The organism is Agaribacter flavus (assembly GCF_042646125.1).
Taxonomy (GTDB): Bacteria; Pseudomonadota; Gammaproteobacteria; order Enterobacterales; family Alteromonadaceae; genus Glaciecola; species Glaciecola flavus.
Genome location: NZ_JBHRSW010000007.1, coordinates 85,578 through 102,363 on the forward strand (window position 1 = coordinate 85,578; position 16,786 = coordinate 102,363).

The following is a 16,786-nucleotide window of genomic DNA, read 5'->3' on the forward strand; positions in this document are numbered from 1 at the left end:
GATTAGGCGGTGTTTCGGTGGAACTTCCTCCACTACAACTTGATATCATCAAGAGTACTACAAGTATTGCCGCGTTTTTGCTAGTAACATTGTAGATATATTGCTCAACATCTCGTAATTCTCCCCAGCATTATTGTGAAGGTGTGATTTGCTGCTTGAAAGCTATAGCTAGTCTGCGTTATGCATCAATTTACCGTACCACTTTGCTGCAGGGGCAGCTGTTATGCCATGCAGCAAGGTGCTTATCCATACTGCATTTATCGCCACAACAATTAATGCATGTCCATATTCACCCAGTATATCTTTTGAGACGATCAAAGCAAACAATGCTGTTGCAAGCCCGCGTGGTCCAAACCAACCCATAAAAAGTCGAGTGATAGGACGGGTTTTGGTGCCAATTAATGAAACATAGATGGCTAGTGGTCGTACTAACAGCAAACTGACGAGAATATACAAGGCAACGGGTAAGCTAAGGTGCTGTATCGCTTCAGGCAACAAGCCCAGTCCAATAATTGTAAAGGCTGACCACACTAATATTTGCCCTTCACTCTCGGTAAATTGGTAGATGAAGCGGCAATGTCCTTTGACTTTGTTTCCAAACACTAAACCTGCTACAAAGGCAGAGATAAAACCATTGCCGCCAAGTAGTGTTGCGAGCAAATAAGATGTACCGGTGAGAGCTAACACGCCGATGCCTTCATACACGTTAGAGGTCATTTTTCGCGCTTCAGCCAAAATAAATGAATGACCCGAACTCCATCCCATAAACAAGCCGACAATGGCGCCAATTGCAACTTGACTCGCACCAAAAATTAACCAAGTTAATTTGTCGTTTTCAGGTGAACTGGTCATCGCGAGAACACTGGCAAAGAATAAAATTATGGGTAGTGCCAAGCCATCGTTTAATCCACTCTCTACGGTCAGACTTTGACGCTCGCTTTCAGGTACGGCTTTATTGCTTACAACGGCCTCACCTAAGGCAGCATCGGTCGGTGCCATCACCGCTGCTACAAGCGCTACCATAGCCCATGGCCATTCAGGGAAAAAGACAAAACCTGCTAATACCCCAAGCGCAATACTCAATGGTAAGCCAATGAGTAACATGCGAATCGGCCATGTGTTTTGTTTGCGTAGGTGTTTGAGGTTGATTTGTGAGGCATCTAAAAACAATAGGACAATAAGGGCAATTTCGGCAATTAAGTGAAGTATTTCTTCAGAGTCGTGCACCTCTAACAAGCCAGAGTAGTGCATGGTCGCACCGAGTGCAATAAACACCATGGGCGCAGTAATAACACTGGATGACAGAGATTTTGCAAGCATGGTATAGCCGCTTACACACCAAAGCAGCAACAGAATACCTAATTCCATAGGATTTCCTTAAATAATGGGTACAAGAAAACTTGTTTGAACGGTTAAAAATTTGTGAGTTTGAAATGATAGATAAAACATTTTCTTGTGATACTCACGGGATAATTACCCCCTACTATTACTTCATCACCTTGTTGAGGTGTGTTTCATGTGTAGGTTTCCCTAAACCTTTTTAAGAGGCTCTTTGAGCCTCTTTTTTTTATGATTTTGGCGGAGTTCTGAGCACCATCAATCGAATTTCAGTCATGTCCTCGATAGCGTAACGAATACCTTCGCGACCTAAACCAGATTCTTTTACACCGCCGTAAGGCATGTTGTCTACACGCCAACTAGGGACGTCACCAATGACAACGCCACCTACCTCCAGCTCATCCCACGCTTTGTGGGCTTTGTAGATATCACGGGTAAAAATGCCTGCCTGTAAACCAAATTGAGAATCATTGACTTGTGCAAGTGCGTCATCAAACTCTTCAAAACGACTAAGTACACTCACCGGACCAAACGCTTCTTCGGTAACAATATCACAGTCAGGTGGCACATCTTCTAAGACCGTGGCTTGCAGCATGGCGCCTTCGCGTGTGCCTCCACAAAGGATTTTTCCACCTTTTTGCTTAGCTTCGATAATCCAACTTTCTAAGCGTTTGGCCTCTGATTCAGCAATCATTGGGCCGACAAAGGTGCTTTCGTCTTGTGGTGCGCCATGGATAAGATTAGATACTCTATCAACAAACTTATCTTTAAAAGTGTCATAAATATCACTGTGCACAATAATACGTTGGACACCGATACAACTTTGTCCTGATTGATAGTATGCGCCAAATACAATGCGCGTTATTGCGTCTTCTATATCTGCGTCAGCGTCCACTACGCAGGCGGCATTTCCCCCTAATTCGAGAATCACCGGTTTTTTTCCTGCTTTGGCTTTTAGTGCCCAACCAACATCAGGGGAGCCGGTAAAACTGAGTAACTTAAAACGTTCGTCTGTCGTAAACAAATCTGCCCCATCTCGGCTACAGGGCAATATAGAAAATGCGCCTTTGGGAAGATTAGTTTCTGCCAATATCTCACCAATGATCAATGCGCCAATAGGCGTTCTGCTAGCTGGTTTTAACACAAAGGCACAACCTGCGGCGATGGCCGGTGCCACTTTGTGTGCGGCTAAATTTAAAGGAAAATTAAATGGCGATATAAATGAGCAGGGGCCAATGGGTACGCGTTTAGACATGCCGGCGTAACCTTTTGCTCGTTCGGTAATTTCTAAATTAATTACTTCACCTTGGATGCGTACAGATTCTTCTGCTGCAATTTTAAAGGTGTCAATTAAGCGTGTGACTTCGCCACGCGCATCTTTAATTGGTTTGCCTGCTTCTATGCATAAGGCGTCGGCCAGTTCGTCAAATCGCTCCTTGAAGCGCTGAACACAGTGTTCAAGTATTTGTTGACGTTGATAGGCGGGCATCTTATTTAGTGCAGGTTGCGCCGCTTCTGCCGCCGCAATAGCTTGGTCAATCACCTTTGCATCTGCAAGGGCAGCGCGGGTTGCCACTTCCTGAGTATATTTGTCGACTACTGCTAAATCAGTATTGGCATAAACAGCTTCGTTTGCTAAATAGTAAGGGTATGTTTGTGCTAGCATTGTGGATCCTTACAGCTTGTCGCTTAGTTGACGAATTGTTTTGTTGAGTGTGTCGTCATTTAAACTGTAGTCAACTGGGACATCAATGAGATGAACATCAGGGGTGTTCAAACATTCAGTAATTTGCGCACCTAGTTCGTCTACAGAGTTTACACGCCAACCTTTTCCACCATAGCTTTCGACATATTTGACAAAATCTGGATTGCCATAATCTAAGCCGAAATTGTCGAAGCCCATATTTGCCTGCTTCCACTTGATCATGCCGTATGCATCGTCTCGTAAAATAATGACGACAATATGTAGCTTAAGACGGACGGCTGTCTCCAACTCTTGACTGTTCATCATAAAGCCACCATCGCCGCACACGGTAATTACTGCTTTTTCTGGGTGTACAAGCTTAGCCGCCATGGCAGACGGTAAACCTGCACCCATAGTTGCTAAGGCATTGTCTAACAGTAAGGTATTCGGAAAGTACGCGGCATAGTTTCGGGCAAACCATATTTTGTATACACCATTGTCCAAGGTGACTATCCCGTCTTTAGGCATGGCTTTGCGCACTTCTTTTACAAAGCGTTCAGGCAAAATAGGGAAGCGCTCGTCATCTTCTGCCGCCGTTCTGTGCTGGCAGTAAGCGTCATGGACGTCGTGATAAAAATCTAATCGCCAATGTGCTTGTGGGCTAATTGCTTCTTTTATCTGCCAAATACTATTGGCTATGTCGCCAATCACTTCTAACTGAGGAAAATAAACGGGATCGACGGTGGCAGTTTCAAAATTTACATGAATTACTTGCTGACCATCGGGTTCCATGAAAAATGGCGGTTTTTCAACTACGTCATGCCCTACATTGATAATTAAGTCGGCTCTATTGATTGCCCGATGCACAAAATCACCACTGGACAATGCAGTATTACCAACAAACAAATCGTCACTCTCGTCAATGACGCCTTTACCCATTTGCGTGGTCACGAACGGAATCCCAGTTTTGTCAACGAATTCACGCAACATTTTTGCGGTCAACTTGCGATTTGCGCCAGCGCCAATCAATAGTAAAGGGGAATTTGCAGCTTGAATCATCTCTACGGCATGATTAATGGCTTTGTATTCAGCAATGGGGCGACGTACTGTACTTGCCGGCACTAAAGCTTCATTTGTGTCTTCATCTGATATATCTTCAGGAAATTCAATGTGTACGGCACCGGGACGTTCTTCACCGGCGATTCGAAAAGCTTCGCGTACAACGGATGGTATCCGATCGCCGCTGACAATCTGCGAGGTATATTTAGTGATGGGGCGCATCATACCTACTACATCTATCACTTGAAAGCGACCCTGCTTGCTGGTTTTTATTGGCTTTTGACCGGTTATCATTAGCATGGGCATGGCACCAAGTTGGGCATAAGCTGCACAGGTTACCAAATTAGTGGCACCAGGCCCTAGAGTTGAGATACACACGCCTACTTTGCCAGTTAGACGACCGTAGGTGGCCGCCATAAACCCTGCGCCTTGTTCATGGCGCGTGAGAATCAGTTTAATTTTGGATTCTCGCAAAGATTCAAGTAAATCTAGGTTTTCTTCACCGGGTATTCCAAAAATATATTCGACGCCCTCTGCTTCAAGCGCTTTTACCATTAAATCAGATGCTTTCATTCTCCGCCCTTTGTGTATTGATATGGCTATGTAGCCTTTGGATTTTTTAATTTATGTTTCTATCTGCCTAATAGGGATTTGTTAAACTGCAAAAAAATTTCATGCTTGCTGTTAATAGTTCACGTGAGGTTTTTGATAGTGGCCAATATAGTAAAAAAAGCCATGATCAGTAAGCCTCAGATAATAGTAGAATATACAGCCAAAATTGCCAAAGTAGCAGATGATAAACTGAGGAGACGCTATTTGCCGATATTTGACAACAAAATATGTTTACTAACCAAACACAAAAAACAAAATCAAATACTACCTGTATTGCGCGCACACTGGGCTGGCGAACTCATCACTTGGGATAGCTTCGACACGGATATCCTAGGTAGTTTTGATGGCAAAACTGCGAGGGTGATGTCTCCCTTACAATGCGCATTGAAAAAAGCGCATATTGCATGTGAACTAAGTGGGCTAAATCAAGGATTGGGAAGTGAAGGGAGCTTTAATGGTTTTTTGGGGATGGGTAACATGAACGAGGAATTTATTGCCTTTGTTGATATTCGCCGTAAGATTGAAATTGTTGGTGTTGCTCGAAAAATGGTGAGTTTACAAAGTTGTGTCGCTGAATCCCCCGAGGCACTTGATAAATTCATCTCTCAATTCGCTCCTGAACAGGCGTGGATACTAGAGACAAAATGCAATGAATTTAAAGGTTTATTTGGTATTGATTCCGTATTAGCATGTGTGAAGGAGGATGATTGGCCAGTTACAATCAGTCCAGACTTTCGCGCAATGCATTGCCCAGAGCGTCATATTACGCTTGAGTACGCGACAAAAGATTTATTGAAGCGTTTGTCTGCAAAATGCCCAAGTTGTGAATACCCTGGATTTGTATTTGAGAAAAAGATACTAGGCCTACCGTGTGAACTATGCGGCTCGCCAACTAATCAAGCCAAGGCTTATCAAGCGGAATGCAACAAGTGTCGTTTTTCAGTCTCAAAAAATGTTGAAGAACAACAAGCAGCCTCGTTTTATTGCCCGATGTGTAACCCGTAATTTTTTAGATATTACAAAAATGGAGCTACATGATGATATATCGCCTGCTAATAATGTCCGTTTGTTTGTTACTTTCATATAGTGTCGTTGCTGATCCGTATAAAGTATTAAAACAGAACAATATCGTTTTACCTGAAGTCTCTAGTCCGCTTGCTAACTACGTAAAAACACTAAGGGTAGGTGAGCTAGTTTATACGTCTGGGCATGTCTCCATTGGGCTTGATGGCACGCCAATAAAAGGAAAACTTGGCAAGACTATGACTGTCGAACAGGGAAAAGAAGCGGCGAAAGCCACGGCAGTACAAATCCTCACTAGTCTGCAACAAGAACTGGGTGACTTACATAAAATCAAACGTATCGTTAAGGTAGTCGGAATGGTGAATGCAACATCTGATTTTACCGAACACTCACAAGTAATGAACGGCTTTTCAGATTTTATTGTTGAAGTGTTTGGGGACAAAGGTCGCCATGTTCGAACCGCTGTCGGAATGAATTCTTTGCCCGGCGATTACGCGCTTGAAATAGAAGTCATAGTTCAGGTTAATTAATCTCGGGTAAAATTGTGGCTTTGTGAAGAATGATAGGCGTCACAGGCACATCACGAAAGCCTGATTGCACATGGTACTCTGTTTCTACTTCAGCCATTTTGTCGATGACGTCAGTGCCTTCAATAACTTGGCCAAATACGGTATAGCCCCAGCCTCTACCAGGATCTAGGTTAGTGTTGTCATTTACGTTGAAGAAAAACTGACGCATAGCAGAGTGAGGGTCATCTTTTCGCGCCATTGCAATGCTGTACATGACATTTTTAAGGCCATTTCCTGATTCATTAAAAATCGGGGAAAAAGTGGTTTTTACTTTAAATTCTGGGGTATAGCCGCCGCCTTGCACAATGTAGTTTGGGATAATTCGTTGAAACAAGGTATTGTCATACTCTTTAAAATTCACATAACGTAAAAAGTTGTTGACGGTAATAGGTGCTTTACGGCGATCTAACTCTATTGTGATCTCACCCATACTGGTTTCAAACAGCACTCGTGGGTAATAATTGTCCGCTTGAATCTCTGCCCCTTTTTGCTTTTTAGACGGCAGAGCTGAGGCGGCAAAAACAACTGTGCTCAAGACAAGGAGTCCGACAACTCTGACAATAAAAAGCGATTGAAAGAATGATAGGTTTGATTTTGTAAGCATATACAAGCCTTTGTAAATAATATGATTTCTCGGATCTGCTGACCTTTGCACTATACCTTGGAAGACAAGTGCAATTTTTTTGCTACATTAGCATTTTGCTAGTCTTTAGTCACTCCTTGCCCTTTTGTATATCAATTAAATCAGTGACAAACTTTTTGGCTGTCTCCTCATCCATTTTTTGTATGCTTACACGAATAGCGCGGGGGCTCTCTTTTATAGCAAACGAGCAGCCTGGACGAACTAACCAACCTTTTCGCGACAGTGCGTAACTAACAAGTTGTGGATCTTGCGCAATAGGCACCCATACATTTAGTCCATCTGTTTGGTGATTTATCTCAATATTTTTTTGTGCCAGTGCTTCTATTAAGCAGCTTCGACGATAGACACAATCTTTGGCTGCAGTTTGAAGGCCTTTTTGGAATGAGGTTGTTGTGAGACAAGTATAAACTAAAGATTGCAATACGCGACTCACCCAAGACATTCCAGGAGCCAAACGGCTATTAATGCCTTGAATTGATTCTTTGTCAGCGGCCACAAGCGCCATTCTTAAATCCGGCCCTAGGCCTTTGGATACTGAGCGAAAAACCGCCCAATTGTGAGTGGACTCTGGAATAACTGAATAGTAATTGCTTATCGCCATTAATGAAAAGTGATCGTCAGCCATCACAAGCACGTTGGGATAGTCGCTTAAAACCTCGCGCAGTTGCTCTGCTCGTTCTTTGGACAAGGACGCATCACTTGGGTTATGCGCACGAGGTGTCACGAGCACCGCTTTCGCGCCATTTTTAAGTGCAGCCTTTAAGGCTTCTGGTCTCATTCCTTGTTCATCCATTGTCGCGCCTAATACATGCATACCCGAGAGGCGAATGGCATTAGCAGAGCTGATGTAACAAGGGTCTTCAACCACAACTTTATCCCCTAGGTGCAAGTGCGCTGCCAGCAAGCGTTCGAGCGTGTCTATTGCGCCACTGCACAAGGTAATATCAAGATCTTGCGGGCAATCCTCCTGAAACCATTGTTTTGCGAAGGTATACATTTCGGGCAGTATTGTCGCTTCACCGTAAACATACTGATTCAACATGGTCTGTTGAGCGACACTGTTTAAATCAGGTAGCCAGTCTCGTCGGGGGCTGCCATCCGCCAAATCGAAAAGAGGCGTATTGCTTGTACCCTCTTGCTCGCCTGCTATGGGTTTATGGCAAATACGTGTGCCTCGTCTTCCCTGAGTGACGGCAATACCGGCTTTGGTGAGGTGTTGATAGGCGGAAGAGACCGTATTGCGGTTTACTCCTAACTGTGCAGCCAGCGCGCGAACCGGCGGCAGTATATCATCAGGCTTTAACTGACCTTGATTAACAAGGTGGCGAACCGATTCAACAATTTCTTGTGCATTTTTGCCAAAGATCTTGACTTTCATTTTTGTCCTATGACAATATTGTTTATGTCATGGGTCAATGGTTGCATGGCACTAGCATAGTACCAGCACAGTTCATGCCCATGTCTTTTTAGTGTCTATTCTAAACAATTAGGGGGATAAATGTTTACTGGTTTATCTGCATTTCCGTTAACACCGTTTAAAAACGAGCAGGTCGACGCAGTTGCTTTTGCGCGTTTGATTCATAAACTGGTCGACGCTCGAGTGAATTCAATTTGTGCGATGGGGTCTACCGGACTCTATCCTTATTTGTCAAGGGAAGAGTTTTCCGAACTTGCAACTACAGCGGTTGAATTGGCTGGCAATATACCCGTCATGGTCGGTGTTGGTGCCTTGCGTACCGACGATGTCCTTCGTAACATTGATATCGCTCAAACCGCCGGAGTCGAGGCGGTTTTATTGGCTCCCGTTTCGTATCATCCCCTAAGAGATTGTGAAGTATACGCACTATATGAAAAAGTCACGCAGCATCTTTCAGTGCCTTTATGTGTATACGAAAACCCAAATGTAACGAACTTTGTTTTTAGCGACGATCTCTATCGACACATAACGCGATTACCTAATGTTGCAGCAATCAAGATCCCCGGGCAGTCATTTCACGAGGATGAGGGTAAAAAACGACTTGATCAATTGCGGCAACTACTGCCTGACAATGTTGCAATCGGCGTGAGTGGAGACAAATTTGGTGCGGCAGGTATGGCTGTTGGTTGTGACCTTTGGCTTTCGGTATTAGGTGGCTTGTTTCCGAATACAGTGAAATATTTGATCAGTAAAGCTAAAGAACAAGGCCGCGAAGTCGCCATGCAGTCATCTCAAAAGATGGAAGCATTATGGCAGCTATTTACAAAAAACAATGGTGGGATGCGGGTGATGGCAACTGCAGCATCGATTTTAGGGTTGACTGAATATGAGTGCTTACCACACCCTTTACGTCCATTGGACAAAGAAGATAGGGTAATACTCGAAGCACTCATTACCGAACTTATGTTGACTTAAATAAATATGCATGCTCACAGCAAGACATCACATGCTAATCTCATCAATTACGTATTGATTGCCGTCTTGGCTCGCACGGCCACTGGAGGCGCTATTGTTGCAATAGTCTTGTTGGCGACAAGCTTTGGAGACAAAGGGATGTTAGCGGGGGCACTTGCTGCTTGTCTTACTGCACCACATGTATGTGGCCCCATTTATGGTCGTTGGCTAGATGAAGCGAAGGATCCACGGATACTCATTGGTGCTGCGTCTTTGGTGTTTACGGTTTTTTTTCAATTGGCCATCGTCGGCATACATTACAATCTCATCAGCTTGATATATTGTTCATTACTGATTTGTGGCGTGAGTAGTTCTTTTTTAATGGGGGGATTGAGTACTCAGTTAACTTATCTCACACCTAACACCATTGCAGAAAAAAGATATGCACAAAGCTGGGATACAATAAGTTATGGGATAGGACTGACTATTGGACCATTGTTGATTGCCGTACTCAGTCAGCTTGCCTCTGTTACGATAGCCATTAGTTTGCTAATGACCTTGCCCGTGTTTGCGAGTCTGTTTCTCCTGAAGATGCCACAACGCCAAGCACATTCGAGCACAGGAGAGGGAAAGATAGCAGGTTTTCGTCAGATAGTTGGCTATATAAGAAACTCCTCAGCACTCAAAAGCACCTTGATGATGACCTCGGGGGCGTCTTTTAGTATTGCCGCTTTACCCGTGATGGCAGTTTATTTGAGTAAGTACTGGCAACAAAACGATGAAGCAGGGGCGTTTCTCGTGACTTTGTATGGGGTGGGTTGTTTATGTGGCGCTATACTGTTGATCTTCAAACCTCTTAAAGCCAATGCACTGATATTGTTAAGAAAGCTAGGCATTTTTTTGTTGGTTTGCCTTTCTCTGGTCGCATTCAGTCAATCGTTTGAACTTGGTTTGGTCACTTACTGGCTTTGTGGTGTGGTTAACTCGATTTTTTTCGCCGCTACTTTGGCCGCAAGAACCGAATATGCGCCGAGACAAGGAGCAGCGCAGATTTTTATGTGGGTGGCGGCATGTAAAATAAGTGCAGCATCATTTGGCACACTAATGGCGGGGCTTCTGGTCGATTACTCTATTTACTTGCCGTTTATTTTTGCTTGCTCAGTGTTGATGATCGCACTAATGTTTTTGCAATTAAACGTTAAGCCTGTTATCGAATCAACATACGAATAGAGAAGCAGAATAGAAAAGGCTATTCTGTTTTGGAATGTTACTACCCATATCGGCTATTGAGCAATCACGCATTCATTACTCAATTTTTAATCGCACTAAACACCACAAACTTTTTGTTACTACCAATAATCTTTGTGCCGCCAAATAAACGCTTGAGTTTGTTGGCATAGTCTAAATGACGATTCGCGACAACACGCAATTCGCCGTTAACTTTGAGGTATTGGTGTGCATGAGAAAACATTCGCCAAGCGATATCATCCGTGATGGTATTTTGTTGATGAAAAGGTGGGTTACAAAGAACTAAATCAAATGCGGCTTCCTGACTCTGTTGAAGCTCGGATAAGCAATCACTGACTAAAAATGAGGCTCTGTCGAACACGCCTGCTTTTTCTGCCCCTGCTTTTGCCGATGCAACCGCCATGTAGGACTCATCAACAAACATTACATGGTGATTTGGATGATTGAGCAAATATTGAATACCGATTACACCGTTACCACAGCCTAAATCAATCACGCGTTTTGAGCGTGAATTCTCTTGTTGAGAATTGCTGTTCACGACTGATTTTGGTAGATGTTTAAGGAGCATTCGCGCTCCAATATCAAGGTGTTCACGACAAAATACATTGGCGTGGTTTATCAGTTCAAAATTTATACTTGGGTCATTGATACGGGTAGGGTAGGGCGAAACAGATTGCTTGCTATCATCGATTGCACAAAAAACAAGGCGCGCTTTTTTTTGGGCTAAGGAAGTACTTGCTTTACCTAGGTGTTTGTCAATGAGCGACAATACTGAGTTTGTGATTGCTTTTACCTTGCCGGCTGCAATAAACAGTGTGTCTCGATGCACCAATTGTTGTAAGGCTATTAACTGATGCTCCAGTAAGGCTAAGGTTCTTGGTATTTTAATCAGTACTGAATCAAAAGCTGTGTTTAGGCTAGTCATTGAAAGTGCGTCAGAATAATTGATTTGAGGCACTGCATCTTTATCGGACAAATTCTTCAGAAAGTTTTTTTCTATGGCACGATGAGAGAGAAACGAGTCTGAGACAAGAGTAGGGGAATACTCATGAAAATTGCAGCACAAGGCACCGAACTCGTCATTCACAATGAGCATGTTTCCTAACTTACTGTAAAGATCCTCTGTTTCAATATAACGTATAATGTATTCGTCCGCTGAGTCCCACGCTTGCAAGGATTTATCTCTTGATGGAGGGTATCGGTGAAGCGATAGCACCGTGTCATTTACATGAAAATCAGTGTTGCTCAAAGGAAAATATTTCCGAAGTTAAACAAGAACATGAGTATATCATCTAATGTCAATTGCGAGTAAGCAGTCTGCATTCAATTTTGATTCACATAGCGAAAATGAGTCTTTCGAGCAAAGCAAGGCTTGTCCAATGCATACTTTGGCGATGCCTGATGCTGACGTTGTGTATGTGCCGCAGTTCGTGAAGCAAACAGAGGCAACGGCGTTTTTTGAACAACTCTATTGCTCGCTTCCGTGGTCTCAGGATGACATTTATCTTTTTGGCAAGCGCACAAAGATCCCCCGTTTACAAGTTTGGTATGGCGATAAAGACGCCCGATACATTTACTCCGGTTTGCTAATGCAGCCCAAGCCATGGACGCCACTGTTACTAGCGCTCAAGGCGCGTTGTGAATCCAAGTGTCAGGCACGGTTTAATTCTGTTTTAGCCAACTTGTACCGTGACGGTCAAGACAGCATGGGGATGCATGCAGACGACGAAATTGAATTAGGGAACCAGCCTGTGATTGCGTCTATTACTTTGGGTGCCGAGCGGCAATTTATTTTCAAACACAAAAACACGAAACAAAAAGTCGCATTGTTGTTAAAGCATGGTTCGTTACTGATCATGCGCGGGCTCACTCAAAGTTATTGGCAACACGGTATGAATAAAACCAAGAGAGTACATACTCCTCGAATAAATTTAACCTTTCGCTATATAAATCGAAAGTCGGTTGAACGTTGATGTACAAGCTGCAGTAAAATTGTACAGAAAAAATGAGCAGACCCGAGTATAATTTCAGTTTCAAAGCATTCGTTGTATTAAAATTAAGTAGGTATTCTCATGCAAGTCGAAACTAGGATTAAAGAAAAATTACAGCATACATTTAACCCGCGTTTTTTATTTGTCGAGAATGAAAGTCACAAACACAATGTGCCAGAAAATTCTGAAACCCATTTTAAAGTTACGCTAGTCACAGAAGGTTTTGAGGGAAAGCGCTTGTTGCAGCGCCATCGAGCAATCAACACTGCACTGGCTGAAGAATTAGCAGGGCCGGTTCACGCCTTGGCTCTTCACACTTATACGCCAACTGAGTGGGAAGATAAAAACCATCAGGCACCAAACTCTCCAAACTGTCTTGGTGGTGGGCGGTAAATACCGTGGGGTTATAGTAGGAAGTTCTCCCTCTTTCATTGCAAATTTATTTTTCATGGATGAAAAATTAAAGCGTATATGGATATACTCGCAGCGGTTTTGCAATGAAAGAGGGAGAACTTCCTAGTATAATCCCACCTATAACCCCACCGCGAGACAGTAAACAAATGTTACCTCTATTTCAGTGTGTTTTCACATATATGTAATATCTCTCTCATATCATCTTGCGAAGCTATGTAACCTCAACTCGGGATAAGCAATTCAAGGGTTTCCAGCACTTGTTATCCCGAGTTCAGGTTATCTGTGTTTTTTACAAAAGCACCCAAACACCACTAATCGAGATATTTTGAGATCTAGCTTCATGAGAATTTTGTACATATGTACGCATAACCGCTGCCGCAGTATTTTGTCTGAGGCAATTACCAATCAACTCGGCGCTAAGCAAAATATAATAGCAAAAAGTGCGGGTAGTCAGCCGGTGGGGGAAGTACACCCTTTGTCCCTCAAACACCTATCTCTACACGGGATAGAAACCAAAGGATTAGAGAGTCAGTCATGGCATGAGTTTGATACGTTCCAGCCTGATTTAGTCATTACCGTGTGTGATTCTGCGGCACAAGAATCCTGTCCGGTTTATTTCACTAAGACAAATCAGCTTCACTGGGGCTTACGCGATCCCTCCAAAATGATAGGTACAGAAGCTGAAGTGTCTGCTGCATTTGAGCAATGTATTGATACTATCAAACAGAGAGTGAACAAGATCATTGCTTTGAAAATGTCGGGATTGAGCGCGAGCGCGATCAAAGCCGAAATACAAGGAATGACTTGCGATGACTGAACGTTTTGACTTACCGAATATCGATGCTCAACATTTGTCTATCCCCAGTAGTCAGCAATTTTCTGACGATTTGGGAACACACAAACCTAAAATACTACTTCTATATGGCTCACTTAGAACGCGTTCTTATAGCCGTTTAGTTGTTGAAGAATGTGCTCGTTTACTGAATTTTTTTGGTGCAGAAACCAAGATTTTTAATCCTAGTGGTTTGCCTTTACCTGATAGTGAGGATAGCACCCATCCAAAGGTACAAGAACTGCGTGAGCTGATGTTGTGGTCAGAAGGGCAAGTTTGGTGCTCGCCTGAAAGACATGGCGCGATGACTGGCATTTTAAAAAGTCAGATAGATTGGGTGCCATTGAGTCTTGGCGGTGTCAGACCTACTCAGGGGAAAACCTTGGCGGTCATGCAAGTTTGTGGTGGCTCTCAGTCATTTAATGCCGTCAATCAAATGCGTATCCTTGGTCGGTGGATGCGAATGTTTACTATCCCTAATCAATCATCAGTAGCTAAGGCGTTTTTGGAGTTTGAAGAAGATGGACGCATGAAACCTTCGCCTTACTACAATCGAATTGTCGATGTGATGGAAGAGTTAGTCAAATTCACGCTCTTATTAAGAGGCAATGATGCGTACCTTGTAGATAGATACTCTGAGCGTGTTGAATCTGCTGAAGCGCTCAGCAAGCGGGTAAATAGCGAGCGCACAAGCGTTTAAAAAAGCAGGGCAAGTAAATGGGATTATTTGAACGATTTTTGTCTTTGTGGGTTGCGCTGGCTATGGTTGTCGGTATTGTCGCCGGAAGTGCAATGCCAAGTGTTTTCCAGTATGTTGCTGGACTTGAATATGCGCACGTCAATTTTGTTATAGCGGTGCTTATTTGGGTAATGATTTATCCGATGATGGTACAGGTTGATTTTTCATCCATTAAACAAGTTGGTAAAAACCCTAAAGGACTGATATTAACCCTTGTCATCAACTGGCTAATTAAGCCTTTTTCAATGGCTTTTTTAGGTTGGTTGTTTTTTAAAATAGTCTTCGCCAATTGGGTTGATCCACAAACCGCAAGTGAATATATCGCAGGGATGATTTTATTAGGAGTGGCCCCTTGCACAGCCATGGTGTTTGTGTGGAGCCAGCTAACAAAAGGTGACGCCAACTACACTTTGGTGCAGGTATCGGTAAACGATGTCATTATGATCTTTGCTTTTGCACCTATCGCTGGATTTTTGTTGGGTGTGACAGATGTGAGTGTTCCTTGGAAAACTTTATTTATATCTGTGGTGCTTTATGTGCTTGTGCCTTTTTTGATGGGAGTGCTTAGCCGCCGTTGGTTCGACAATGCGGTCGATAAGGATAGTTTAACCCGCTTTTTGGCATTGATGAAACCATGGTCAATTGTTGGCTTGCTTGGCACGGTTGTGTTGTTATTCGGCTTTCAGTCAAAACGTATTTTGTCAGAGCCAGAAGCTATTGTGTTGATTGCTGTACCTCTATTGATTCAAACCTACGGGATATTTGCCCTTGCCTATTGGTTCGCTAAACGCCTAAGGCTCCCACATAATGTGGCTGCCCCAGCTTGTATGATTGGTACATCCAATTTTTTTGAATTAGCCGTTGCGGTAGCAATTTCCTTGTTTGGTTTTCACTCAGGCGCTGCACTTGCTACAGTAGTTGGCGTGCTGGTAGAGGTGCCAGTTATGCTGTCACTTGTCTATTTCGCCAATAAGACAAGGCATTGGTTTACTGCTTAGATAAACATGTAGGTTAAATTGATAAAACGACTGGTTGAGGTATTTGGACGATTTTTGCTACTAGGTTTGACGGCCTTTGGTGGGCCTGTCGCACACCTAGCTTATTTCAGAAAAACCTTGATTGACAAGTACCAGTGGTTAAGTGAGCAACAATACGCCGAGTTGGTCGCCTTATGTCAGTTTTTACCAGGACCTGCGAGTAGCCAAGTTGGTTTTGCCTTGGGCTATGCAAGGGCTGGGTTTTTCGGTGCGCTCGCCGCATTTATTGCGTTTACCGCGCCTTCGGTCTGCCTATTAGTGGTTTTTTCCTATGGTTTAGACTATGTTTCACCTGACCTTAAATCTATCCTCATTCATGGTCTAAAGCTCACAGCATGTATCGTTGTTGCAGAGGCACTATGGGGGATGTGGGGAAAACTCTGCACTGACCTGTATCGAAAGCTACTGGCTATTGCTGTTTCGGCTATTTTACTTGCGTGGTCTCAAACTGGTTTGCATTTACTCGTACTTTCAAGCGCTGGTTTACTCAGTATGTTGTTTGTAAGAGAGGGTGTAATCACTACCGTAGAGTGTCAGCCATTTATTCATATCAATAAAGCTCTCTCATTGTGTTGTTTGGTCTTGTTTGCTGTCTTACTCGCATTTACCGTTTTTGCTTTACCTTTTGTCAGTAAAGAGCTTCAAATCGCAGGTGGGTTTTATCAAGCGGGTGCGTTAGTCTTTGGTGGGGGGCATGTTGTATTGCCAATGCTACAAGAGCTGGTAGTTGAGCGGGCTTGGTTAGATGAGCAACTGTTCCTAGCTGGATACGGCGCGGCACAAAGCTTACCTGGTCCACTGTTCTCTTTTGCTGCGTATTTGGGTTTCAACATCGATGCCGATATTGCCCCAATGCTGTTGGCATTTGTCGCACTCGGCGCGATTTTTTTGCCGGGGTTTTTATTGCTCATTGGGGTGTTACCTTATTGGCAATCACTGCGGCATTACCCACGCGTTGCAAAATTCGTGACGGGTTTGAATGCTGCGGTGGTTGGCTTAGTGGCTGCTGCACTGGTTGACCCAATTGTATCCGTATCCATTACCCATTGGCTCGATGCTTTTTATGTATGTATTGTCTTGTTTGCGGTATTACGCTATCACTTGACACCACTTGTTGTTATTGCCCTGTCTTTAAGCTATGCCTTATCCACTCATTGGTTCGGTTTCATTTAACAATCTATTAAAAGAAAAGTTGATTGTTTTTTGATAGACTCGCGCCCCATTGA

The 16,786-nt window shown here is 43.5% G+C and carries 16 protein-coding genes; 10 read left to right on the forward strand and 6 right to left on the reverse strand.

Going from position 1 to position 16,786, the window contains the following annotated elements; all coding sequences use genetic code 11:
- Positions 1 to 168: 168 nt before the first annotated feature.
- The 3 genes from ACFOHL_RS06130 to ACFOHL_RS06140 all read right to left on the reverse strand — a co-directional run bounded on the left by ACFOHL_RS06130 (position 169) and on the right by ACFOHL_RS06140 (position 4,654).
- Complete coding sequence (locus ACFOHL_RS06130; RefSeq protein ID WP_376919328.1) at positions 169 to 1,368, reverse strand: cation:proton antiporter; 1,200 nt, start codon at positions 1,366 to 1,368, stop codon at positions 169 to 171.
- Positions 1,369 to 1,567: 199 nt separating this feature from the next.
- A complete protein-coding gene (locus tag ACFOHL_RS06135; RefSeq protein ID WP_376919329.1) occupies positions 1,568 to 3,004 on the reverse strand; it encodes an aldehyde dehydrogenase family protein in 1,437 nt (478 codons plus the stop codon).
- A gap of 9 nt (positions 3,005 to 3,013) precedes the next feature.
- Positions 3,014 to 4,654: an acetolactate synthase large subunit gene (locus ACFOHL_RS06140; protein ID WP_376919330.1), complete on the reverse strand. Its 1,641-nt coding sequence runs from the start codon at positions 4,652 to 4,654 to the stop codon at positions 3,014 to 3,016.
- 138 nt (positions 4,655 to 4,792) lie between these two features.
- On the opposite strand from ACFOHL_RS06140, the gene ACFOHL_RS06145 reads away from it, so the two are divergent.
- Positions 4,793 to 5,698, forward strand: a complete 906-nt coding sequence (locus ACFOHL_RS06145) for a DUF6671 family protein (RefSeq protein ID WP_376919331.1) — start codon at positions 4,793 to 4,795, stop codon at positions 5,696 to 5,698.
- A 29-nt stretch (positions 5,699 to 5,727) separates the two neighbouring features.
- On the forward strand, positions 5,728 to 6,246 hold the full coding sequence (locus ACFOHL_RS06150) for a RidA family protein (RefSeq protein ID WP_376919332.1): 519 nt from the start codon (positions 5,728 to 5,730) through the stop codon (positions 6,244 to 6,246).
- On the opposite strand, the gene ACFOHL_RS06155 is transcribed toward ACFOHL_RS06150, so the two are convergent.
- Both ACFOHL_RS06155 and ACFOHL_RS06160 read right to left on the reverse strand, forming a co-directional pair.
- Complete coding sequence (locus ACFOHL_RS06155) at positions 6,239 to 6,889, reverse strand: peptidylprolyl isomerase (RefSeq protein WP_376919333.1); 651 nt, start codon at positions 6,887 to 6,889, stop codon at positions 6,239 to 6,241. The genes ACFOHL_RS06150 and ACFOHL_RS06155 overlap by 8 nt on opposite strands.
- Positions 6,890 to 6,998: 109 nt before the next feature.
- Positions 6,999 to 8,306: an aminotransferase class I/II-fold pyridoxal phosphate-dependent enzyme gene (locus ACFOHL_RS06160; RefSeq protein WP_376919334.1), complete on the reverse strand. Its 1,308-nt coding sequence runs from the start codon at positions 8,304 to 8,306 to the stop codon at positions 6,999 to 7,001.
- 120 nt (positions 8,307 to 8,426) lie between these two features.
- Between ACFOHL_RS06160 and ACFOHL_RS06165 the strand changes: the two genes are divergently transcribed.
- Positions 8,427 to 9,320 carry a dihydrodipicolinate synthase family protein gene (locus ACFOHL_RS06165; RefSeq protein ID WP_376919335.1) on the forward strand — a complete coding sequence of 298 codons (894 nt, stop codon included), beginning with the start codon at positions 8,427 to 8,429 and terminating at the stop codon, positions 9,318 to 9,320.
- A gap of 6 nt (positions 9,321 to 9,326) precedes the next feature.
- Positions 9,327 to 10,529 (forward strand): MFS transporter, encoded by a 1,203-nt coding sequence (locus ACFOHL_RS06170; protein ID WP_376919336.1) that lies wholly within the window; start codon positions 9,327 to 9,329, stop codon positions 10,527 to 10,529.
- Between the two features lie 79 nt (positions 10,530 to 10,608).
- On the opposite strand, the gene ACFOHL_RS06175 is transcribed toward ACFOHL_RS06170, so the two are convergent.
- Positions 10,609 to 11,796, reverse strand: a complete 1,188-nt coding sequence (locus ACFOHL_RS06175) for a methyltransferase (RefSeq protein WP_376919337.1) — start codon at positions 11,794 to 11,796, stop codon at positions 10,609 to 10,611.
- Positions 11,797 to 11,926: 130 nt separating this feature from the next.
- Between ACFOHL_RS06175 and ACFOHL_RS06180 the strand changes: the two genes are divergently transcribed.
- From ACFOHL_RS06180 to chrA, 6 genes are all read left to right on the forward strand, one after another.
- Entirely contained in the window at positions 11,927 to 12,520 is a 594-nt protein-coding gene (locus ACFOHL_RS06180) for an alpha-ketoglutarate-dependent dioxygenase AlkB family protein (protein WP_376919406.1), read from the forward strand.
- Between the two features lie 99 nt (positions 12,521 to 12,619).
- A complete protein-coding gene (locus ACFOHL_RS06185; protein ID WP_376919338.1) occupies positions 12,620 to 12,931 on the forward strand; it encodes a BolA family protein in 312 nt (103 codons plus the stop codon).
- 361 nt (positions 12,932 to 13,292) lie between these two features.
- The gene (locus ACFOHL_RS06190) at positions 13,293 to 13,769 is read left to right on the forward strand and encodes an arsenate reductase ArsC (protein ID WP_376919339.1); all 477 of its coding nucleotides are present in this window, start codon (positions 13,293 to 13,295) and stop codon (positions 13,767 to 13,769) included.
- Positions 13,762 to 14,484, forward strand: a complete 723-nt coding sequence (arsH, locus tag ACFOHL_RS06195) for an arsenical resistance protein ArsH (RefSeq protein ID WP_376919340.1) — start codon at positions 13,762 to 13,764, stop codon at positions 14,482 to 14,484. The genes ACFOHL_RS06190 and arsH overlap by 8 nt, the downstream gene beginning before the upstream one ends.
- Positions 14,485 to 14,501: 17 nt before the next feature.
- Entirely contained in the window at positions 14,502 to 15,521 is a 1,020-nt protein-coding gene (gene arsB / locus ACFOHL_RS06200; protein ID WP_376919341.1) for an ACR3 family arsenite efflux transporter, read from the forward strand.
- A gap of 18 nt (positions 15,522 to 15,539) precedes the next feature.
- Positions 15,540 to 16,733: a chromate efflux transporter gene (gene chrA, locus ACFOHL_RS06205; RefSeq protein ID WP_376919342.1), complete on the forward strand. Its 1,194-nt coding sequence runs from the start codon at positions 15,540 to 15,542 to the stop codon at positions 16,731 to 16,733.
- The last annotated feature ends 53 nt before the right edge of the window (positions 16,734 to 16,786 follow it).